Raw genomic sequence first — 22341 nt, 5'->3', positions numbered from 1 at the left:
CTCCTGCCCGTACGGCCTGCCCAGAGGGAACCACGGGTCGTCGAGAGGTCCGTTTGGCTTTCGCCGGGCCCGCCTGGTGCGTAGGCGGACCTCCTGACAAGCCGTGGTTGGCTTCGCCCAGGCCATACGGGCAGGAGCACCCCCGAAGCACCACTCTGCGCTTGCGCGCCGCTGGCCTGCATGCGACTGGCCTGTGCGTGGCTGCTGGTGGGAACTGCTGTCATTTCACGGTCCAGCGCTGCGGTTGCATGGCTGCCAGCGGGTCCTGGTTGCCGATGTTCACGCTCTTCTTCACCGCCGAGATCTGGTACACCGGGTTCGGCAGCCAGATCACCGGCAGGTCCTTCGTCAGGTGGTCGCCGTACGCCTTGATCGAATCATGGTCCGCGGTCGAGGTCGACGCGTTGATCAGCTCGTCGGCCTTGGGGTCGCTGTAGCTGCCGAGGTTCGACGTCGCGCCGGTGCCGAAGATCCGCTCACCGCTCGGGTACGCGTTGAAGTACCAGCTTCCCTGCGTGCCGAAGAAGGACATCTGCCACGAGCACTCCGGCGCCGACGGCTGGCAGGCCTTGCTGTTGCCCAGCACGGTGTTCAGCGGGGCCTGCTTCAGGTCGAGGAACACACCGATCTTCGACAGCGACGACTTCAGCTCCGCCATCATGTTGTCGGTTTCCTTCGATCCGCTTTCGGCCAGCAGCGTGAACTTCAGCTGCGCGCCCGCCGGGATGCCGGGGCCGCACTTCGCGGGGTCGCCGCAGACCGCGATGCCGTCGGGGCCGGGGGTCCAGCCGTGCGATTCGAGCAGGGACTTGGCTTTGGCGATGTCGAACGGGTACGGGTTGTTCTTCTGCGTGTCGGACAGGAAGGGTGAGGACGGGTCCTGCGGCACCGGGCCGTATCCGGCGACGGCCATGTCACGCCAGATGTTCTTGACGATCGAGTCCTGGTCGACCGCGTGCTGGATGGCCTGGCGCACGTACAGCTGCTTGAAGATCGGGCCGGCCTGCGGGTTGTTGAAGTTGTACGGGATGTACGTGATCGCCCAGCCCTTCCACGGCTGGACCTGGTACCCCTTCGACTCCAGCGAGGACCGCTGGTTCAGGTTCGCCGATGCCAGGTACCCGTAGTCGACGCCACCGGTCTGCAGGACGTTGAACTCCGCGTCCGCGCTGGTGAACGGCTTGAAGGTGACCTTCTCCACCGACGGCTTGTCCTCGCCGGTGTACTTCGGGTTCTTCACCAGCGTCACCTGGCCGCCGGTGGTGTACTCCTGCACCGAGTACGGACCGTTTCCTGCCTTCCACAGTGGATTGCTCTGGTAGCTCGGCAGGTCCTTCGCCTGCGCCACCAGGTAGTCGAAGACCTGCTGGGCGCCTGCTTCGGTGCGGTCGTGGTCGCCGATCGGGCCGTCGGCCGAGGTCTTGTCCCATGCCTTCTGCGGCATCGGGCGGACGTTGGCCAGCTGGACCGCGGTGAACCAGTCCGGGCTGTAGGGCTTGTCGAGGACGAACTGGAACGTCTTCTCGTCGATCGTCCTGAACTCGACGATGTTGTCCGGCAGCCGCCCCTTGGCGTAGCCGCCCCACTTGGTCTTGTTGTACTTGACCAGGTTGAACCAGAACTCGACGTCCCTCGTGGTCAGCTTCGAGCCGTCGGCCCAGGTCAGGTCGTCCTTGAGGGTGACGGTGACGCTCTTGCCGTCCGGGCTGTACTGCGGTTGTTTGGCCGCGCCCGCCTTCTCGTCCATCGCGACTGTTCCCGATGTGCCGTTGTAGGTGACCAACGGGACGAACAGCAGCTGGTAGATGGCCGAGTTGTACGACGCGAGGTGGCCTGGGATGCCCAGCGGCATGATCCAGTTCGGCGTCGCGTTGGGCGGCAGGGCGAAGGTGACCGTCCCGCTCTGCGCTGTGGACTGCTTCGACTCCGGCGAGCTGCTACAGCCGGCCGCAAGCAGTGCCACAGCGAGTGCGGCGGTCAGGAAACGGCGGGACATCGCGCCTCCCGGGTCAAAGTCGGTGAATGGCCGGACGCTAATCCCTGATGCGAACAAAACACAAGCCCTCTCGTCCTAAGTCGTCGATTGAGGTAGTGTTTTCGACGTAACTTGGTTCGATATCGAACAAAGACATTGGGAGGCGCACGTGCCGAACCCGCCGACGTCCGAGATCCTGCGGCTGGTCTCGTCCGGCGAGGCCTCCTCCCGCACGGACCTCGCCCGCATCCTCGGCCTCGCCCGGTCCACTGTCTCCCTGCGCGTGCAGGAGCTGATCGACGCGGGCCTGCTGACCGAAACCGGCGACGGCCCGTCGCGCGGCGGCCGGAGGCCACGTGTCCTGCGGCCCGCGGGCGACGGCGGGTACGTGATCGGCGCGGACTTCGGGGCCAACCACATCCGGATCGGCGCGTACGACCTGTCCGGCGAGCAGCAGCACATCACCGAAGTCGAACTGGACATCGCGGCCGGTCCGGAGACCTGCCTCGGCACCCTGCTCGACACCGTCGGAGGGATCCTTCCCGGGCAACGGCTCCTCGGAGTCGGCATCGGACTGCCCGGCCCGGTCAACTTCGAGGACGGCCGGGTCGAGCGGCCGGCGAGGATGCCCGGCTGGCACGGCTTCGGAGTCAGGGACTGGCTGAGCGAACGGCTGGACGTCCCGGTCGCGGTGGACAACGACGCCAACGTGGTCGCGATCGGCGAACTGCACACCCGCAACCTGGGCCCCGAGCACCTCGTCGTGGTCAAGGCGGGGACCGGTGTCGGCTGTGGCGTGATCTTCTCCGGCGTCGCGCACCGGGGTGCCAACGGGGTTTCCGGCGACGTGAGCCACGTCCGTGTCCAGGCCGCGGGCGAGAAACTGTGCGCCTGCGGCAACACCGGCTGCCTCGAAACGATCGCGAGTGGCGCGGCGCTGGCCAAGAGCGTCGGTGCCCGCGACACCGGGCACCTGGTCGAGCTGGCCAACGACGCCGAACCGCACGCCACCGCCGCCGTCCGCCGCGCAGGCGGGCACCTCGGTGAAGTTCTGTCCACAGTGGTCAACTTCTTCAACCCGCACGCCGTGCTGCTGGCCGGGCGACTGTCGTCAGTCGAGCCCTACGTCGCCGCTGTCCGCGGCGCTTTGTACGAACGATGCCTGCCGATGGCGACCCAGAACCTGACGGTCGCGGTCGCGCAGGCGGGCAGGGACGCGGGCCCGCTCGGCGCCGGAGTCCTTGCCCTGCACCAGGTTCACCGCAAGGAAAGGAACTAGCCCAGTGCGTATCGGGATCGCCGGGATCGCCATCGAGAGCAGCACGTTCTCGCCGCACCGGACCGGGTTGGCCGACTTCCGGGTGACCAGGGGCGCGGATCTGCTCGCGCGCTACACCTGGACCGAGGACGAGTCGCTGGACGTCGAGTGGGTTCCGTTGCTGCACGCGGTGTCCCTGCCTGGCGGCGCTGTGCTCAAGGACGTGTACGACGCGCTCAAGACCGAGATCCTCGACCTGATCGCCGAGGCGGGCCCGTTGGACGGTCTGTTGCTGGACATCCACGGCGCGATGAGCGTGGTCGGGATGCTCGACGCGGAAGCTGACCTGGCCAGGCAGGTCCGTGCGGCGGTCGGGCCGGACGTGCTGATCTCGGCGTCGATGGACCTGCACGGCAACGTGTCGCGCGACCTCGTCGAGCAGTTGGACCTGGTCACCTGCTACCGGATGGCGCCGCACGAGGACACGTGGGAGACGCGGGAAAGGGCCGCGCGCAACCTCGTCGCCCGGCTGCGTGACGGCGGCAAGCCGCACCTGGCGTGGGTGCAGATCCCGGTTCTGCTGCCCGGCGAGAAGACCAGCACGCGGATCGAACCGGCGAAGAGCCTCTACGGCCAGATCGAGGCGATCGAGGCCATGGACGGGATCCTGGACGCCGCGATCTGGGTCGGCTACGCGTGGGCGGACGAGCCGCGCTGCCAGGCCGCGGTCGTGGTGACGGGCGACGACGCGGAACTGGTCGAGGCACAGGCGGCCAAGCTGGCCGGGGATTACTGGAAAGCCAGGCAGGACTTCGCTTTCGTCGCACCGACCGGGTCGCTGGACCACTGCGTGCGCGAGGGGCTGGCCAGCGGGATCCGGCCGTACTTCATCAGCGACTCCGGCGACAACCCGACCGCTGGCGGCGCCGGTGACGTCTCGTGGACGCTGCAGGTGCTGACCGCCTACCGGTCACGCACGATCATCTACGCGTCCATCGTGGATCCGGAGTCGGTCGCGATCGCCAAGGCGGGCGGCGAGGTCTCGCTGCAGGTCGGCGGCAAGATCGACAGCGGCCCGGCGGGGCCGGTGGCGTTGACCGGCACGGTGGTGAAGGTGCACGAGGACCCGGTCGGCGGGACGATCGTCGTGGTGCGGTCCGGCGGGCTGCACGTGATCATCACCGAGCGGCGCAAGCCGTACCACCTGGCCAAGGACTTCGCCGACCTGGATCTGGACCCGGTGCAGGCGGACCTGACCGTGGTCAAGATCGGGTACCTGGAGCCAGAGCTCTACGACATGGCCAAGGGGTGGTTGCTGGCGCTGACCCCGGGCGGTGTCGACCAGGACCTGATCCGGCTGGGGCACAAGCAGGTCGTCCGGCCGCTCTACCCGTTCGACCCGGACATGGACACCCCGGACCTGACAGCCCACCTGATCTGACTCGTGAGTGTTTTGGCCGGTTCTAACCGGCCAAAACACTCACGAGGTTTTACCTGGGTAGGGGGTATGGCCGGAATCGGGTGAACGCGGGTTGCATGACTCCGGATTCGTTGTGCAGCCAGTCGAACAAGCGGTTGTAGTCCGGCCCGTAGCGGTTGGCCATGGTGTTCAGGGCCCGTGGTGTGACGTCCGGCCAGTGTCCGGTGTGGACCTTGTACTCCAGCACGCTGAGCGCGGTGAGTTCCTCGGCGGCGGTGTGCTGGCAGTGGCCTCCTCGGTGCACGTACAGCTGCCTGATCTGCGACGGATCGACGCGGGCGCCGTACGTCCGCTCGTGTTCGGGCGCGACGCCGTCGCCGACGGGGTGCAACGTGACGACAGGTGCCTTGGCACGCCCTGTCGGTGTTCCCAGGCGTGTCAGGCGTTCGACCGCGGAACGGTCCGGCGTGATCCGGGGCGCGTCGGCGAGTTCGTCCAGATCCGCGGCCAGGTTCAGGCCCGCGTTGCGGTAGGCCTGTTCGACGAGGCCGCGTTCGGTCACGTGGGACAGCAGTTGCCGGTAGTCCACGCCGGTGTTCCCGCTCGGGTTGCCGCCTGCGGTGTTCTCCACGTCGGCCCGCAGGTTGCCCCAGATCAACTCGTCGTACACGCGCTCGACGAACCGGGTCTGCTGCTCGATCTGCTCGGTCACGGTGGCCGATCGCGGCTGGAGCGCGCGCGTCCAGCCGGGGACCCCGGCGAGTGAGTTGGCCAGTGCGAGCCGCGCACGACCGGACGGGGTCGCCAGCGCGGCCGTGATCACCTCGTGGGCGCGGGTGACGTTGCGGGCCGGGTCGGCGATCCGGACGACCTCCAGTTCCGGTGCCAGCAGGGTCCGGACCACGAACCCCAGGTCGAGGAGCTGGTTGACCAGCGCGGTCCCGCCTGCGACCGGCCCGCACATCGCCAGCACCCCGTCGACTCGGCTGTCCCGCTCCCCCAGCAGCACGGAGTTCAGCCCGCCGCCGGATGCGCCCCACGCCAGGACCTGACGCGGCGTGCCGACGTTGCGGGTGAACCAGTCGAGTAAGGCGCCCTGGTCACGGACCGATTCCCGCACCGACAGGCCGTACGGCTTGGAGTACAGCGACGCGGCGAGCGCGTACCCCTTGCCGAGCAGGACGGGCTTGGTCTCCGGCCGGTTGGCCAGCTCGATCTCCTGGGGCACGTAACCCTTGGGGTAGATGCCGTGGCTGTAGATCAGGACCTTGCCGTTCCACTGCCCCGGTATTTCGACGCGGTACGGCGCGCCGTCGATGACTCCGGTGTGGACCTTGACTTCCTCCTGCGCCGCAACGGCAGCCGCGCCGGGCGCGACGAGGGTGGCAACCATGAACGCTGTCGTCATCATCATGGTTGCCAGCCTGGTCGAACCCGGCGCGGCGGTAATCCGTCGTGGCGCGGCCTCTGGGCTACGCCCGTTTGCGTATGCGCTACGCCCAGCCCGGCATCGGGTAGCCGTCGAGCAGTTCGCGGATCTCGCCCGCGATGCGCTCGACCGTGGCCTCGTCACCGGCGTTCTCGGCTTGCACGGTCTGGTCGATCCATTCGGCGACCTTGGCCATGTGCTCGGTGCCGAGGCCGCGGGTGGTGATCGCGGCGGTGCCGAGGCGCAGGCCGGACGGGTCGAACGGCTTGCGCGGGTCGAACGGCACCGAGTTGTAGTTCAGCTCGATGCCCGCGCGGTCCAGCGCCTTGGCGGCGGGCTTGCCCGCGATGCCCTTGTTGGTCAGGTCGATCAGGATCAGGTGGTTGTCCGTACCGCCCGACACCAGGTCGAAGCCGCGCTCGACCAGCGCTTCGGCCAGCGCCTTGGCGTTGGCCACGATGGCGTGCGCGTACGCGGAGAACTCGGGCTTGCCCGCTTCGCCCAGCGCGACGGCGATGGCAGCGGTGGTGTGGTTGTGCGGACCGCCCTGCAGGCCGGGGAAGACGGCCTTGTCCAGGGCTTTCGCGTGCTCGGCCGTGGACATCAGCATGGCGCCGCGCGGGCCGCGCAGCGTCTTGTGGGTCGTGGTCGAGATGACCGGCGCGTGCCCGACGGGCGACGGGTGGGCGCCTCCGGCGATCAGGCCGGCGATGTGCGCGATGTCGGCGACCAGGACCGCGCCGACCTCGTTGGCGATCTCGGCGAAGGCCGGGTAGTCGATGGTGCGCGGGATGGCGGTGCCGCCGCACCAGATCAGCTTCGGCCGCTCGGCCAGCGCCAGCTCACGGACCTCGTCGAGGTCGACGAGGCCGGTGTCCTTGCGTACGCCGTACGCGACGCTGCGGAACCACTTGCCGGTCGCGGAGACGTTCCAGCCGTGCGTGAGGTGGCCGCCCGCGGGCAGCGCCATCCCCATCACGGTCTCACCGGGCTGCAGGAACGCGAGGTACACGGCCAGGTTGGCCGGTGAGCCGGAGTACGGCTGGACGTTGGCGTGCTCGACGCCGAACACCGACTTGGCGCGCTCGATGGCGAGGTTCTCGATCGGGTCGACGAGCTGCTGGCCCTCGTAGTACCGCTTGCCGGCGTATCCCTCGGAGTACTTGTTGGTCAGCACCGTGCCGGTCGCTTCGAGGACCGCGGTGGAGACGTAGTTCTCCGACGCGATGAGCCGGATCTTCTCGTACTGGCGCTTGGCTTCCTGCTCGACGAGACCCGCGATCTCGGGGTCAGCGGCGGCGAGTTCGGTTATCGCGGGCTGATGCACGGTGACGGATCCTATCTTGCGGCTAAGTTACCGACGAGTAATATCGCGGTATGGACTTGAGCATGATCGGCGAAGCGATGAAAGCTACCGTCCCCTGGGTGAACACCGCTGGAATCCAGTTCAAGGAGATCACCGCGACCCGCGTGGTCACAGTCCTCCCGGACAACCCGGCGAACCACAACCACGTCGGCGGTGCACACGCTGCCGTCGCGTTCGGCCTGGCCGAGACCGCGTCCGGCGCGGTGGCGCTGGCGTCGTTCAGCGAGCAGATGGCCAAGGCGACCCCGCTCGTGAAGCGTTCGGAGATCAACTACAAGAAGGTGGCGACCGGCGACCTGACCGCGGAGGCTGTGCTCGGCCGTGCGGCCGATGAGGTCGTGGCCGAACTGGACGGCGGCACGCGCCCCGAGTTCCCGGTGAACGTGACCATCCGCAACGCAGGCGGCGAGACGACCGCCGAGGTGACCGTCATCTGGACGCTGCGCCCCAACCGCTGACCCGGCTCCAAGCTCAATTCCGATCGACCGCAAGGAAAGCGGGCTGCCCCGGCAGCCCGCCTCCGTCAGGAAACCCGTACGCCCATCGAGCGCGCGGTGCCTTCGACAGTCCGCATCGCCGCGTCGATGTCGACGGTGTTCAGGTCCGGCAGCTTGCGTTGCGCGATCGCCCGCAGCTGGTCGCGGGTGAGCGTCTTGCTCCCGTTCACCGCCTGCTTGATCAGGAACGAGGTCGGCGGCGTCTTGAGCTGGAGCTGGAATGACCGGTCGTCGTAGATCGTGATCACGGCTGGCACGATTTCGCCGCGCTGCGCCGCGGTCAGCGAGTCGTATTCCTTTTTCAGCGCGACCAGGTTGACCCCGGTCATGCCGAGCATCTTGCCGAGGTCGGCGACCGGCGCCTCACCAGCGGGAAGCGCCATCGTCACCTGATGGCTTTGTTTCTTGGGTGGCATCGCTCGCCGTCCTTTCTGCTGACGGCGAGCGACGTTAAAGTCTCCGGTCGCTGGAGAGTCAAAACTGTTTCTTCAGCCGCCACGTCTTGCTGTCGAACAACAGGCAGATGCCGGGCGACAGCACGACCACCCGGAGGGTGCCGTCGCGCTCGTCGTAGTCGATTCCCTCGACCTCGAAACTCCCGCCGCAGCCGCTTTCCAGCGGCAGCCGGCCGAGCGCGGTGACCGTGCCGCCGACGTCACCACCGGTCAACGGGGACGTCAAATCCACTTGCAGCAAGGGTTTCGTGACACCGAAGAGCGTCCCTTCGGGATCATCCGATGAGCACAACAGTTGCGTGGGCGTGGTGAAGTCGCAGCCCTGGACGTCCCTGACCGGCTTGTCCAGCCGGACCTGCCCGGCCAGCGGCAGGTTCTGGCCGGGTGTGGTGAACGCGATGCCCGGCATCGGGTGCACGAGCAGGCGGCTCATCGTGCCCCACTCACCCGCGACCATCCATCGCCCGTCCGGTGACACGGCTGAGAACGAGTTGTTGCTGGCTTCCCACGATTCGAGTGCGTGCGTGTACTCCGACCACGAGTTGTCCGGCGCCTGCACGCGGAAGAGCTTGGCGCCGCGGTCGTCGCGTTGGTACGGCTCCACGTAGAAACCGTGTCCCGCACCGGGGTCGCCGACGTGGTTCCAGCCGCGGCTGGACACGCCCGCCGGGATGGTGCCGATCCCGGTGTAGCGGAAGGTCGTCCCGCTGGGACGGACGACACCGGCGAGGCCCTGGCTCTCGTCGAGCGGGCGCGCCCGGTCGGAGCCGACGGGGTTCCACGGGCCGACCGGCGGGGCGGCGGTGGCTACGGCAGGGACCAGAGACATGCTCACGGCCGCGATGGCGGCGATTACAGCAACTCTGCGCATGCGCCCCTGCATACCGGGGCGCACGCACAGCCGTCAGCCACCACATGAACCAAATTCACGTTTTATCGAGCTGCCGGGCGAGCTACTGGGGCGAGCTCGGTCGCGCCAGCCGCAGCGCCGCGTCCAGCTCGACGTGCGCCTCCGGGTGCTCCGCCCACCACTTCGTGAAGTGCGGATTCCGGTCGACCACGGCGCGGTACGCATGCGCGGCGCACGCGAACGCCTCGTGCGCCCGGCCCGCGACCAGGCCGTCGTTGCGGGTGGCGACCATGACCCGGATCGAGATCGGATCACCGACCAGCGGCCGGATCGCGATCCCGTCCCAGTTGCGCGACGCGGGCGAGGCCAGCGACACCGCGCCGTTGGCGACCAGCGCCCGCGCGTTGCCCGTCTCGATCACGTGGTGCGTGATCCGGGGCGTGAACCCCAGCGCGGCGCAGGCGGTGTGCAGCTGCATGCGGGCGCTGTCGTACTCCGGCGGCAGCGCCACCCAGTCGTACTTCTCCAACTCGGCCAGCGGCACGACCTCGTACCCGGCCAGCGGACTCTCCGCCGAGACCGCCACGAACTGTGGCTCGTGCAGCAGCGTCCGGACCTCGATACCGGTGAGGTGCCTGCGGTCGACGCCTTCGAAGTAGTCGAACACCGCCAGGTTGGCGCGTTTGGACACGAGCATGTCCAGCAAGGTCTGCCACGACCAGTCGATCTCGGTGCGCACCTCGGTGCAGCGGAAGCGCGCGCGCAGCTCGTCGACCAGCTGGCTGACCCACAACATGGGCATCGCAGCGGCGACGAACGGTCCCTGCGACGGGACGCTGGCGCGTTCCCGCGCGGACGACAGCAGCTGGGACAGGTCGTCGAGGACGACGTGCGCCGAGCGGATCACGTACCGGCCGAGATCCGTCGGCACGCTGCCCGCAGGCGTCCGCTCGAACAACTGCCCACCGACCAGCCGCTCGACTGAACGCAACTGGGCGCTCAGTGCGGGCTGGGTGAGTCCGAGCCGCGCTGCGGCCTTCGTCACACTGCCTTCTTCGGCGATCGCGCAGACCGCTCGGAGGTGGCGTAGCTCCAACTCAGCCATAAGGGTTCTTGATACCCCTTTCGGATGAGCATCAGCTAGACCCAACCGTCATATTTTCCTTATCCGATCCGATTCGGCACCGGATCGCGAGCAGCTCGAGGACCACTCCACAGGAGGTTAGGTGCCGGGTCGGCGCCAGCGCGCCGGCCCGGCCCTCGCTGCCGATCACCCTATGTGTTCACATACACCAGACGCGTGAAGTACCGGTTCCGCGCGGTATTGGCTTAGTGACCGTCGGCACCTACATTGGGTATCGACATGACAAGCAGCCGGTGACGGGGAGCATGGGGCAGTTGGCGCAGCAGCGTTCTGGCTTCAGGGCGGCCTTCGGCGTGCGCGAATTCCGCGCGCTGTGGGCGGCTGAAGCACTCTCCCAGATCGGCGACCAGCTCGCCAGGGTCGCGCTCGCCGTCCTGGTCTACGCGCGCACCAACTCCGCCGCGCTGGCCGCGCTCACCATCGCCCTGAGTTACACCCCGTCATTCCTGGGATCCGCGCTGCTCTCCGGCTTGGCCGACCGCTTCCCCCGGCGCGAGGTCATGATCGTCTGCGACCTCGTCTCCGCTTCGCTCGTGGTGCTCATGGCGTTGCCCGGGATGCCGCTCGGCGCTGTCTGCGTGGCCATGGCCGGTGTCTCGCTGGTCGGTGGTCCGTTCAGATCGGCCCGGCTGGCCTTGCTGCCCGAAGTGCTCAGCGGGGAGGCGTACGTCGCCGGTCTCGCGGTCCGCAGCATCACGATCCAGTCCGCGCAGTTGCTCGGTTTCGCCGCGGGCGGTGTCGTCGTCGCCCTGATCAACCCGTATGTGGCCCTCGCGCTCGACGCGTGCACGTTCATCGCGTCCGCCCTGCTTGTGCGCTATGGCGTGCCGTACCGGGCCGCCCCGCAGAACCCGAACGCCAGGCGGCCGTTCTGGGCGTCGTCGCTGCACGGCGCACGCGTGATCGGCAGCATCCCCGGCCTGCCCGCCTTGTTCGTGCTCGGCATGCTCGCCGGTCTCTACATCGGCCCGGAAGGGCTGGCCACGGCGTGGGTCGCCGAGATGGGCGAGACCACCAAGACCGTCGGCCTGGTGATGGGAGCGCCCGCCGCGGGTCTCGTCGTCGGCGCGTGGCTGCTCACCAAATTCGTCCCAGCCGAGACCCGACTCCGTCTGGTCGGGCCGATGGCCGGGCTCGCCGGGGCCACGCTGGTGCTGTGCGCGCTGAAACCCGGGCTGTGGACCGTGCTGGCCATCCTGTTCGTCAGCGGGATCTTCACCGGCTACCAGGTGCTGGTCGGCGCCTCGTTCGGGATGTCGACGCCCGCGGACAGCCGCGCTCAGGTGATGGGCCTGCTCAACTCGGGAGTGCTGACCGCACAGGGCATCGGCGTGCTGCTCGCGGGGATCCTGGCCGACCTCGTCGGCGTGGCCCAGACCGTCGCCATCGCGGGCGCGCTCGGCGCGCTGATCGCCATTCCCGCGGCGGCGGCCTGGTATCGGGCCACCGCCGCTCCACAACCCGCTCCCGGTGGGTGAGGAATTTCAGTACTCGACACCGCGCATGGCCGGTACCTCTTTCAAATACATCGATTCGGCAGTGAGAGTGTAGCTTGAAGACATCCGCGTTCCAGTGGTTGAGCGGGGAGGAACTTTGAGCGAACTCACCCGGGCGACAATCCGCAGGCTCCACCCACGAACGTGGTCACTGTGGCGCCAGCCTCGTGTGCTCGTGAGGTTTTTCCTCACCATTGAACTCACCGTAGCCGCCCTGACAGTGTTTTTCGCTTTCAGTGACCAGGTGACTACAAAACAATGGTGGCAGTTCGGCGTGCTGTGCGGACTGGCGCTGCTGCAGGCGGAAGCAAGCCGGAAGATCGAAAAAGTTCGCCGGCTGATCACCAACGCGCCACACGTCAACATGACGTCGGTCTGGGTGTTCGCCGGAGTCCTCGTGCTGCCGCACAGCCTGGCCGGGCTGCTGGTCATCCTCGTCTACGGCCACCTGTGGTTGCGGATCCAGCGCAAGATGGGCACCAGGCCGGTGCACCGCGTGGTGTTCTCCACGTCGATGATCATGCTGAGCGCGTACGCCGCGGCGGGTACGTACGTCGCGGGCAAGACGCTGCAGCAGACGTACGGCTGGTCGGGCACCATGACCACCCCGGTCGTCATCGCCGTGGCGACGCTGGTGTTCCTGATCGTCAACAACGTGCTGGTGGCCATCGCGGCCTCGCTGCACGGCAGGCCCAGCCACATCATGATCTCGTGGTCGGACTTCGCGCTGGAGATCGCGACGCTGTGCCTCGGCGCGCTCGCCGCCCTGGCGCTGGACAGCGTGCCGTACCTGATCGTGCTGATCCTGCCGCCGCTGCTGGTGCTGCACCGAGCGGTGCTGGTCAAGCAACTGGAAGAGTTGGCGATTACCGATCAGAAGACCGGCTTGCTCAACGCGACCGCGTGGCACGAGACGGCCCGCAACGAACTGTCCCGCGCGGCCCGGCAGAACTCCTCCTTCGGCGTTCTCATGGTCGACCTGGATTACTTCAAACGGGTCAACGACACCTACGGCCATCTGGCAGGCGACGAAGTGCTGAAGGCCATCGCCCGAATGCTCAAGGACGAACTGCGCGACTACGACGCGCCCGGCCGGTTCGGCGGCGAGGAGTTCGCGGTGCTGATCCCCGACTCGAAAGCCGAGGACGTCGTCACCACCGCCGAGCGGCTGCGCAAGCGCGTCACCGAGCTCGAGGTGCTCGCGCAGACCGAGAACGGCGAAACGCTGATCAAGAACCTCAGCGCCTCCATCGGGGTGGCGATCTACCCGTCCAGCGGCACCACGCTCGAACAGCTCATGCTGACCGCGGACTCGGCGGTCTACACAGCCAAGTCCAACGGCCGCAACCAGGTCGTCACGCTGTCGACATAGCCGACCGGTTGCGGCCACCGCCCTTGGCCTCGTAGAGCGCCACGTCGGCGGCGTGCAGCAGGTCGTCCAGGTTGTGGCCGCCGCGCGCGGCGACACCGATGGACACCGAGATATCCACAATGGACTGCGACACCGTGCGGACCACGCTGCGGCGGATCCGTTCGGCCATCGCCATCGCGTCGGCGCCCGTGGTGTCCGAGAGGAACACCACGAACTCGTCACCGCCGTAGCGGCCCACCAGGTCCCCCGCCCGCACTTCGGCCTTGAGCGTCTGCGCGACCGTGCGCAGCACCGTGTCGCCGACCAGGTGGCCGTGCTGGTCGTTGACCCGCTTGAAGTGGTCCACGTCGATCATCAGCAGACTGGCGTTGGCGTCCCGGCCGAGCGCGGTCGACGCGGCCGAGTGCCACGCGTCCGGCTTGAGCAGACCGGTCTTCCCGTCCGACCTCGCTGTTTCCCGCAACTGGCGGATCAGCACACTCCGGTGCAGCACGAGCGTCACGCCGATGATCAGCAATATCGCGGGCGGCCACGCCGTCAACGCCCACGCCGCCAGCACGCCCAGCCCGACGCTCGCCGCCTCGTGCGCGTAGTCGACGCTGCCCGGCGCCACGACCGCGGTCAACACCGCGCCCAGCGCCAGGAACACGACCGCAGCCGCGACCACGACGACGAAGGAGCGCAGATCCCGCGAGCCGAGGAACTGTTCCTGCCCGAGCAGCGTGAGCAGGAGTTTCGCCGCGAACGACGCGATGATCGCCGAGCTGATGCCGAACACTTCCCGGTACGTCAGCCGTCCGTCCACGCGCAGCTGCCGATAGCCGTAGCAGATCACGATCGCCACCGCGGCCAGCCCGGGCGGCAGCGTCAGCACGCTCGCGAACACCCAGATCGCGTGCACATCAAGGTGCGGTGTGTCGGTGAGGGCACGCCATTCCCGCTCGATCGGGCGGGACACCTCCGTGTAGATCAGCACACACGCGACGAGCACACCGAAGACGAGCCACTCACGGCGGTCCGGCGTGAGCCGAATAGCCGCGTTGATCGACAAAGCGGCCGCGGCCACGTCGACGAGCAGCACGTAACCGGCAATCGCTGGTCGCAGTTCCCGCCATATCGCCCATGCTTTGACCCCCGTCATCCCGCCCCCTGCGGTATGGGTCCGATCGGGCAACCCCAGTTCCCGATCCGGACACTTCCAGGATACCCGTGGACGGCCCCGAATGACTGCGAGATCGGCTGACGCGGCGATTACGCTGCGCTCATGCTCGCCGAGGAAGTGGACCGAATCGCCGCGGAGACCGGATTCGCCGGAGTGGTGTCCGTCGACCGCCGCGCCGAGGTCGAATTCGCCAGGGCCTACGGCTGCGCCCACCGCGGCTACCAGGTCGCCAACACACTCGACACCAGGTTCGCGATCGCCAGCGGCACCAAAGGATTGACCGCTCTCGCAGTGATGAGCCTCGTCGTGGACGGCGTACTGGAACTGGACACGACCGCGCGGTCGGTGCTCGGCTCGGACCTGCCGTTGATCGACGACGCGGTGACCGTGGAACACCTGCTCGGGCACCGGTCCGGGATAGGCGAGTTCTACGCCGAAGAAGATCTCGACGGTGCCGAACTGCCCTATACGTTGCCGGTCGGACCACACGAATTGGTGAACACCGAGGATTACGTCGAGGTGCTCGACGGGCATCCGCAGCAGTTCGCGCCGGACACCGGTTTCTCGTACTGCAACGGCGGATATGTGGTGCTCGCGTTGATCACCGAACGCGTGACCGGGACGCCGTTTCACACCCTCGTCCGGGAACGCGTCTGCGCTCCGGCGGAAATGACGTCGACCGAGTTCCTGCGCACCGACGAACCAGGCCCGCGAACGGCGGTCGGGTACATCGGCGAACGGACGAACGTCTTTCACCTGCCCGTGCGCGGCAACGGCGACGGCGGCGTCTACTCGACCACTTCGGACTTCACCGCGTTCTGGCCGGCGCTGTTCGAAGGCGCGATCGTGCCCATCGACCGGGTCGCGACGATGACCCGGTCACGCAGCGAGTACGACGAGAAACTCCACTATGGACTCGGCTTCTGGCTGCCGGTCGGCACCGGCAACGTGATGCTCGAAGGCTACGACGCCGGTGTTTCGTTCCGCAGCACGCACCAGCCGGAATCCGGCCTGACGTACACGGTCGTCGCCAACGATTCCGAGGGCGCGTGGCCGATCACCAGGCGGCTCTCCGAACTGCTCGATCACAGTTCGGGCAGCGGATCGGGCGGCAGGTAGTCCGCGGTCAGGATCTCCGCGTCCGCCGCCCGCACGACCGACACGTACTCGTCGTCGATCTCCAGCAGCAGCGGCCCGATCGTGACGGTCGGCGACAACGACCCGTACAGCTCGACCGGGCCGAGCTTCGTCCGCCGCGGGTACGTCGCCTGGACGGTCGACGGCCTGTGACGGCTGAACCACCGGCACCCCAGCACGGTGACAGTGTTGTCGGTGACCACGATGAAGTAGTCCGACAACGCGGCGACCGAACTAGCCGGGAACAGGTACCTGATCTTCTCACCGTCGGGCAGCAGATCCCGGCACCGGCCGCGCACCACCGAGGACAACGGCATCCTCGCACCCCCTCCACATCCTGCTCCATCAGTCTGCGGGTGGGCGTGCTCCCGTCAAGCCCCCATTAGTGCTGGTCACACCCAACGTCAGGTCGATCATCCGACGACGGGCATGGATCCGGGGCCGTACCGCCACCGGCGGCACGGCCCCGGGGGCCACTGTTTTCTCAGTTGTTGACGGTGATGGCGAAGGTGGTTGTGGTGTTCTTGATGTTCTGGTGGTTGTTGGCGAACCGCAGGTTGTTGAACGTCACCGCGCCGACCGCGGGGCCCTGCCCCGGCTCGGGCATCTCGTTGGCCCACAACCCGAACCCGGACTTGGCCTCGAACTGGTCACCGGACAGCCGCGCGCCGCTGATCGAGATGTCGGTCAGCACCGTGTCGGTGATCGGGTTCTCCGGCTGGCTGCCGGTGTACTTGGTCTGGAACATGATCCCGCTGTACGTGGGATCAATGATGTCCACATGGGACACCCGGATTCCCCGGTAGGCCTTGCTGGCCGAGAACATCCAGATCGCGCCGAACGTCTGCGCGCCCCAGAAGTGCCCACCGGCTCGGACCAGTGAGATGTTCTCGAACGACGTGACGCCCGGCCCGAAGCCCTCCATCGGGTAGCCGAAGTCCAGCGAGCTGATGGTGACACCGGAGTACGTCAGCGTGTCGGCGATGTACAGATTCCGGAAGGTGTTGTTCTGCCCGCCGTACACCGCGAGACCAGCCGCGCGCCACGTCGTGGTGGACGACAGGTTCTCGTACACGTTGCCGCTCTGCCCGGTGCCGCCGGCGTCGGTCGCGGCGAACAACGCGAAGCTGTCGTCACCGGTCGACCGGGCGTCGATGTTGCTGAGCCGGTTGTTCTTGCTGCCGTTGGTCATGTTGACGCCGTCGGCCCACATGTTGCGGATGCGCGAGTTGGTGATCGAGAGGTTCTGCACGTTCGCGCCCCAGAACAAGCACACCATGTGCTCGGTCCAGATGTTGTCGATCGTCAGGCCGCTGACCCCGTTGGCGTCGAAGACCTTGCCCGGCCCGTCGATCCGGTTGACGTAGTTGCCGAAGTAGGCGAACCCGGAGAACTTCGACGCGCCCGCCGCGGCCTCGACCCGGAACCCGATGTCGGTGCCTTCCTGGTTGCCCGGCGCGAGGAACCGCGAGAACCACGGCCCCGCACCGACCACCTGGACCGGCTTGCCGTACACCTGGAACTTGCTGCCGGTCTGGTAGTCGCCCTTCGGCAGGTACACGCCGACCAGCGTGCCCGTCGTGTCCATCCGGACCTTGTCCAGCGCGTTCTGCACGTCCTGGTGGCCGAACCCGGCGGGCACGGTGAACTTGGCCGGATCCGGGTTCGGCGTCTCGGCCACCTGCTCGAAGTCCACGAAATCGATCGCGTACGTGCTCGTGTTCGACGCGCTCTTCTGCAGCTGGATCCTGCTGTTCGCCGGGATCGTGCTGTTGAGCAGCACACTGGCCTCGTCGTAGATGTGCCGCGGGCCGCCCGCGCCCGGGCTGTTGCCCGGACTGGCCTCGTTGCCGTACACCCACGAATACCGCGAGGTCAGGTCGATCGCCTTGTGGAACGCGCCGTTGACGAAGATGTCCAGTGTGCTCTGGATCCCGCCGCCACCGGCCGAGTCCGGCATGGAGAACCGCGTGACCAGCGTGTTGGTCGGCTGCCGGTTGGTGAACTCCACCGAGGCGCCGGTCGAGTTCAACGTGACCGCCCGCCGCCCGGACGCCTCGCCGGCGAGGTCACCGATCGTCCTGTTCGGACCGACGACGTTCGCGCCGCCGCCCAGCACGCCGGTCTCGGCTTCGTAGTGGTCGTACGGCATGTTGGCACCGCGGCCGATGAACAGCGTCTGCGTGCTGGTGTTGTTGGCCTGTTTGACCGGCAGTTCGTTGCCGTCGTTGGCGACCACGGTCTTGACCGTGAACCGGCCGTTGGCCGCGGTCCACGTGCCGAGGGCCACGGGCGCCGTCGTGGCCCCTGCGGCGATCACGCCGTTGTGGGCACCACTGAGGTTGGCGACGACAGCGCCCGTGTCCGCGTTCGCCACCTGCAGGGTGACGTTGTGCGCACCGCTCGCCGAGGCGATGCTGCCCTGGTTCTTGATCGCGACCGAGAAGGCGACCGAGTTGCCTGCCGACGGGTTGTCCGGTGTCCACCCGACCGGTGAGGCGACCAGGTCCGAACTGGACACCGGGTTGACGGCGAGCGAGGTGGCGTTGGCGAAGGTGTTGTTGGTTTCGTTCTGCTCGATCACGCGATTGGTCTCGTCGACCTTCGCGATCAGCTGGTATGAACCGGCTCTCTGGGCGCCGATGTTCGCCGAGACCGTGGCCTGCGCACCCGCTGCCAGTGCGCTGACCTGTGCGGTGCCGACCTTGTTCGTGCCCAGGTAGAAGTTGACGTCTGTGGCGCCCGCGGCGACCGCGCCCGCGTTGCGGACCGTCGCACTCGCCGTGACCGAGTCCGTCTCCACCGGGGATGACGGCGACCACGACGATGCCGAGATCGTCAGGTCCGGGTTCGGTGCGGCGGCGCCGATCACCTGGAACTCCGCGGCCTGCCCGGCGGGCGCGCCGGAGTTCGCGGTGAACCGCAGTTGCACGTCGGCGACGCGTGCGGCGACTGGGATCGTCACGGAGTTGCCCGTCGCCGGGTCGAAGGTGTACGCCTTCGCGGCAACCAGGCTGCTCACGCTGGAAGCGCCCTGTTCACGGCCGAGCACCTCGATCGTCTGCGTACGCGGGCCCCAGATCGATGCCGGGTTCAGCCGTACGACGACTGAACTAGTGTCCACGTTGGAACCCAGTTGGACGGTCAGCGTGTTCGGATACGAGCCGCCCGCGCCCTCCCAGTAGGTGTTCACGTCGTTGTCGTTGGCGTTGGTCGCGACGAAGGAGTGCACAGTCGACGACGCGGTGATCGGCTTACCGACAGCCAAGTTCGTGCCGCCATTGCCGGTTCCCGCGCGCGTGACACTGTTGCTGTTCGGCGACTGGTTGCCCGCCGCGTCCTTGGCGCGCACGTAGTACGTCACCGTCGAGCTGTCCGGTTGGTTGTCCGAGTAGGACAGTCCAGTGACTGTGCTGCGCAGGACGTTGTTGGCGTACACGTCGTATCCGGTGACGCCGACGTTGTCCGTTGACGCGTCCCACGCGAGGTTGATCTCGCCGGAGCCCGGTTGGGTGTACCGGAGGTTGGCTGGGGCGCTGGGCGGTTGGGAGTCGCCGCCGTCCGGGCCGTAGACCTCGAGCTCGGACACTTGTCCCGCGGGCCAGCCGGTGTTCCCGGTGAAGTTCAGCCGCAGGTACCGCTGGGTCGTCGCGGAGTAGTTGATCGTGACCGTGTTGTTGGTCGCCGGGTTGAACTGGTACCCGGCCGAGGCGACGAGATCGGAGAACGCGCCGGCGTTGGCGCTGCCCTGCACGGACAACGTCTGCGTGCGGGCGCCCCAGTTCGAGACGGGGAGTTTCAGCACGATCCGGGTGGTGCTGACGGACGCGCCGAGGTCGACCTGGAGCCACTGCGGGAAAGTGTTGTTCGTGCTTTCCCAGTAGGTGTTCTGGTTCGAGTCGTTGGTGTTGCCGGGGCCGTAGCCGCCGGCCATGCCGCTCGCGGTCACCGTCTTGCCCAGGGCCAGGTTCGGGCCTGCCAGGATCGTCGGCGTCGTGTCGATCTCGGCCAGCGCGCCGCCGGTGCCGCCGAAGTCGACGCGAACGTACCGGGTTACCGTGGCACCGAAGGGAATCTGGACGGTGTTGCGCTCGCTCGGCTCGAACTTGTAGTCCTTGGCGGACACGATGGTCGAGAAGCCGACGCCGTCGTTGCTGCCTTGCACCGACAGGTGCTGTGTCTTCGCGGCCCACCTGGCGGGCAGTTTGAGCACCACGCCGGAGATGCTGCGGGACTGGCCGAGGTCGATCTGCGCGGGGCGACCGTCGCTTTGCCAATAGGTGTCCTGGTTGCCGTCGTTGATGCCGCCGACGTCACCGCTCGGGCCCGCGACAGCGGGCGTGACCAGGCCTAACAGGCCAAGGCTCGCGGCGACGAACAAGGCTGACAGCCGGGTTCCGGTCATGCTGGGCTGACCTCTCGTCCGGGGGCAGGGTATGCACGAGAAGTTGGATCTTCCGGCCATCTGTTGCGTAATTTTCGGCCGGGTGTCATTTTCTTGCGGTCGGGAGCTCAAGCGTTACAGACGTGCTACGGCCTCGTCAATGGTCAGTAGCACGAACAGGGCGCACACCGAGGTGTACATCCTGAGCGGGGTGCGGATCAGGACATCAGGCCGCGCAGCCGCACACCGGCGCCGTCAGCGACAACCTCGCCACCCGACTGGGCGAACTCGACCTTGCGCACAGCGCCTCCGGCTGTTCGCTTCGCTGGCCGAATCCGATGCGTATTCCCGCCCCGAAACGATCAGTCGCAGGGTCCGTGACCTGGAAATTCCCCGAAGCGTGACATGCCCGAGGTGTACAACGTATACGCGTGGCGTGTACGTTGTACACATGACACCGACCCCCGCCAGGCTCACCGCCGCGGCCCTGGCGATCCTCCTGGCCGAAGGCGCACAGGCGGTCACCATGCGCCGAGTCGCGGCCGACGCGGGCGTGACGACGATGGCCACGTACCGGCACTTCCCGAATCGCGAGGCATTGCTGCACAAAACTGTCGATGAAGCCGTCGCGGAGATCACGTCCGGCTGGGCGACCGTGGAAACGGATGGTGATTTCGTCACGCGAACGGAGCAGTTGTTGAACCTGTTCCTCGACTTCGCGCTCGGAAAACGAAATCTGTACACGTACCTGGTCGCCGAGCGGCGGCCGGACGCACGGCAGTTCCCGGACGACTTCCGCACGGGCGGCTCCCCCGCCTTCGCCCCGGTGCTCGACGCCGTCGCACAGGCGATGCGGGACGGCGCGTTGCGCCAGGACGACGTCCTCGAGGTCACGCTCGCCATCACCAGTCCGGTGGTGGGCCTGCTCCAGCAGTACCACGGCGGCCGGATCGACCTGCCGGAGCCGGAGTTCCGCGCGCTGTGCGGTCGAACCGTCGAAAGGGTGCTCAATGGGCTCCGCTAAATGGCTCCCCGCGGCGGCGACCGTCGCGTCGGCCGCACTGCTCTACTTCGGCACCGGTCTGTCGCCGATCCCGCTGCTGGCATGGCTTTTCCCGTTACCGCTGCTGCTGGTGGCCAAGAAGGTGTCCGGTTGGGCCGCGGCGGGCGCGGGCTTCGCCGCCGGTTTCGCCGGCTCGACCAACTTCTGGTACTGGTCGGCCCAGTCGCACGACCTTCCCCTGTGGCCGTGGGGAGTCGTCATCGCCACGGCTTTCGGCGTCACGTTCGCACTGGCAGTCACGGTCTTCCGCCTGCTGCCCCCGGCGTTCGGTGTCCTCGCCGCGCCGGCCGCGTGGGTCACACCGCTCTACCTGGCAGCCGCGTTGAACCCGATGGGAATCGAGGGAACCCTCGTGACCAGCGAGGTCGAAGTGCCGGTGGTCATGCAGGCCACGTCGGCGCTGGGCCCGTGGGGAGTGGAATTCCTCATCTTCTTCATCCCCACCGCCGTCGCGACGTGGAGGCCCCGCATCGCGCTCGTCGCAGCCGCCGTTGCCGCGCTCGTGGTCGGCGGCGGAGTTCTCCGGTTGACCGCCGACCCCGGCCCTTCACAACGAGTCGCCCTCCTCGCCAGCAACCAGAAGGGCTGGGCCACCGACCTGGACACCGCAGCGGGCAGGACACTGTTGGCGGACTACGTCCAGCAGCTCTACGCGCTACCCGAGGGCGTCGACATGGTGGTGCTGCCCGAAGCGGCTTTCGCCTCGGCTCGGGAATGGCCCAGCGAACTCACCGAGTTGATGCGACGGATCGCGACCGGTCGCGCCCTCACCATCGTCGTCGGCTTCCAGCACGTCTCACCCACAGCGAAGTACAACTACGCCTTGTCGTTCCCCAACGGCGCACGGTATTTGAAGCACCATGACGCGGTCAGCCCGCTGGGCACCGAGCTGGTCTTCGCCGAGCCAGGCCGGGTCGGGATGACGATCTGTTTCGACGTGAACTTCCGCTCCCCATCCGCCGACTACGCCGTCGCGGGCGCGAGGATGCTGGCGTTCCCCGCCTCGGACGAGGACCACAACGGCTGGCGGCACAGCCGCACGGCACTGCTGCGTGGTGTGGAGAACGGAATGGCCATCGCGTGGAGCGGGCGGAAAACCACGTTGATGCTCTCCGACGGGTACGGGCGCGTCATCGCCTCGAAGCCGACCGGCCCGGGAACAGACGGCTTCACCACCGTGATCGGCGACGTCCCGCTCGGCCCCGGTGCGACGCTGTACAGCCGCTTCGGTGACTGGTTCGCCTGGCTGTGCCTCGCGGTGACGGCCCTCGCACTGGTCAAGGCATTCGCGCGAAAGAAAGACAGGCCAGCCGCGGACCACGGCTGACCTGCT

Annotated in this window: 17 protein-coding genes; 8 read left to right on the top strand and 9 right to left on the bottom strand. The window is 67.6% G+C overall.

Going from position 1 to position 22341, the window contains the following annotated elements; translation table 11 throughout:
- Positions 1-220: 220 nt before the first annotated feature.
- On the bottom strand, positions 221-1996 hold the full coding sequence (locus AOZ06_RS02125; RefSeq protein ID WP_054287852.1) for a peptide ABC transporter substrate-binding protein: 1776 nt from the start codon (positions 1994-1996) through the stop codon (positions 221-223).
- Between the two features lie 148 nt (positions 1997-2144).
- Between AOZ06_RS02125 and AOZ06_RS02120 the strand changes: the two genes are divergently transcribed.
- Positions 2145-3254, top strand: coding sequence for an ROK family transcriptional regulator (locus AOZ06_RS02120; protein ID WP_054287851.1), 1110 nt, complete (start codon positions 2145-2147; stop codon positions 3252-3254).
- Positions 3255-3258: 4 nt separating this feature from the next.
- Positions 3259-4674, top strand: a complete 1416-nt coding sequence (locus AOZ06_RS02115) for a M81 family metallopeptidase (protein ID WP_054287850.1) — start codon at positions 3259-3261, stop codon at positions 4672-4674.
- Between the two features lie 49 nt (positions 4675-4723).
- Here AOZ06_RS02115 and AOZ06_RS02110 read toward each other — a convergent pair whose 3' ends face one another.
- Positions 4724-6067, bottom strand: a complete 1344-nt coding sequence (locus tag AOZ06_RS02110; RefSeq protein ID WP_225953098.1) for a hypothetical protein — start codon at positions 6065-6067, stop codon at positions 4724-4726.
- 79 nt (positions 6068-6146) lie between these two features.
- Positions 6147-7409 carry a serine hydroxymethyltransferase gene (locus AOZ06_RS02105; protein ID WP_054287849.1) on the bottom strand — a complete coding sequence of 421 codons (1263 nt, stop codon included), beginning with the start codon at positions 7407-7409 and terminating at the stop codon, positions 6147-6149.
- A 50-nt stretch (positions 7410-7459) separates the two neighbouring features.
- Between AOZ06_RS02105 and AOZ06_RS02100 the strand changes: the two genes are divergently transcribed.
- Positions 7460-7906, top strand: a complete 447-nt coding sequence (locus tag AOZ06_RS02100) for a DUF4442 domain-containing protein (protein ID WP_083471454.1) — start codon at positions 7460-7462, stop codon at positions 7904-7906.
- A gap of 65 nt (positions 7907-7971) precedes the next feature.
- Here AOZ06_RS02100 and AOZ06_RS02095 read toward each other — a convergent pair whose 3' ends face one another.
- The 3 genes from AOZ06_RS02095 to AOZ06_RS02085 all read right to left on the bottom strand — a co-directional run bounded on the left by AOZ06_RS02095 (position 7972) and on the right by AOZ06_RS02085 (position 10355).
- A complete protein-coding gene (locus tag AOZ06_RS02095) occupies positions 7972-8361 on the bottom strand; it encodes an uL11 family ribosomal protein (protein WP_054287848.1) in 390 nt (129 codons plus the stop codon).
- Between the two features lie 58 nt (positions 8362-8419).
- Positions 8420-9271, bottom strand: a complete 852-nt coding sequence (locus AOZ06_RS02090; RefSeq protein ID WP_054296360.1) for a hypothetical protein — start codon at positions 9269-9271, stop codon at positions 8420-8422.
- A gap of 82 nt (positions 9272-9353) precedes the next feature.
- A complete protein-coding gene (locus tag AOZ06_RS02085) occupies positions 9354-10355 on the bottom strand; it encodes a LysR family transcriptional regulator (RefSeq protein WP_054287847.1) in 1002 nt (333 codons plus the stop codon).
- 272 nt (positions 10356-10627) lie between these two features.
- Between AOZ06_RS02085 and AOZ06_RS02080 the strand changes: the two genes are divergently transcribed.
- Together AOZ06_RS02080 and AOZ06_RS02075 are read left to right on the top strand one after the other, a co-directional pair.
- Positions 10628-11872 carry an MFS transporter gene (locus AOZ06_RS02080; RefSeq protein WP_157232764.1) on the top strand — a complete coding sequence of 415 codons (1245 nt, stop codon included), beginning with the start codon at positions 10628-10630 and terminating at the stop codon, positions 11870-11872.
- A gap of 262 nt (positions 11873-12134) precedes the next feature.
- Positions 12135-13262, top strand: coding sequence for a GGDEF domain-containing protein (locus AOZ06_RS02075; protein WP_054296359.1), 1128 nt, complete (start codon positions 12135-12137; stop codon positions 13260-13262).
- On the opposite strand, the gene AOZ06_RS02070 is transcribed toward AOZ06_RS02075, so the two are convergent.
- Entirely contained in the window at positions 13246-14403 is a 1158-nt protein-coding gene (locus AOZ06_RS02070; RefSeq protein ID WP_083471453.1) for a GGDEF domain-containing protein, read from the bottom strand. The two genes, AOZ06_RS02075 and AOZ06_RS02070, sit on opposite strands and share 17 nt — an antisense overlap.
- A gap of 123 nt (positions 14404-14526) precedes the next feature.
- Between AOZ06_RS02070 and AOZ06_RS02065 the strand changes: the two genes are divergently transcribed.
- Positions 14527-15543, top strand: a complete 1017-nt coding sequence (locus AOZ06_RS02065; protein WP_054287844.1) for a serine hydrolase domain-containing protein — start codon at positions 14527-14529, stop codon at positions 15541-15543.
- Here AOZ06_RS02065 and AOZ06_RS02060 read toward each other — a convergent pair.
- Both AOZ06_RS02060 and AOZ06_RS02055 read right to left on the bottom strand, forming a co-directional pair.
- On the bottom strand, positions 15510-15878 hold the full coding sequence (locus tag AOZ06_RS02060) for a hypothetical protein (RefSeq protein ID WP_054287843.1): 369 nt from the start codon (positions 15876-15878) through the stop codon (positions 15510-15512). The genes AOZ06_RS02065 and AOZ06_RS02060 overlap by 34 nt on opposite strands.
- Positions 15879-16045: 167 nt before the next feature.
- Positions 16046-19966 carry a discoidin domain-containing protein gene (locus AOZ06_RS02055; protein ID WP_083471452.1) on the bottom strand — a complete coding sequence of 1307 codons (3921 nt, stop codon included), beginning with the start codon at positions 19964-19966 and terminating at the stop codon, positions 16046-16048.
- A gap of 430 nt (positions 19967-20396) precedes the next feature.
- On the opposite strand from AOZ06_RS02055, the gene AOZ06_RS02050 reads away from it, so the two are divergent.
- Positions 20397-20969, top strand: a complete 573-nt coding sequence (locus AOZ06_RS02050; RefSeq protein ID WP_054287842.1) for a TetR/AcrR family transcriptional regulator — start codon at positions 20397-20399, stop codon at positions 20967-20969.
- Entirely contained in the window at positions 20956-22335 is a 1380-nt protein-coding gene (locus tag AOZ06_RS02045; protein WP_054287841.1) for a nitrilase-related carbon-nitrogen hydrolase, read from the top strand. Before AOZ06_RS02050 ends, AOZ06_RS02045 begins: the two co-directional genes overlap by 14 nt.
- The last annotated feature ends 6 nt before the right edge of the window (positions 22336-22341 follow it).

The sequence above is a fragment of the Kibdelosporangium phytohabitans genome (assembly GCF_001302585.1).
Taxonomy (GTDB): Bacteria; Actinomycetota; Actinomycetes; order Mycobacteriales; family Pseudonocardiaceae; genus Kibdelosporangium; species Kibdelosporangium phytohabitans.
Note: the sequence above shows the minus strand (reverse complement) of the source record. Positions and strands in the feature narration are given on the sequence as shown.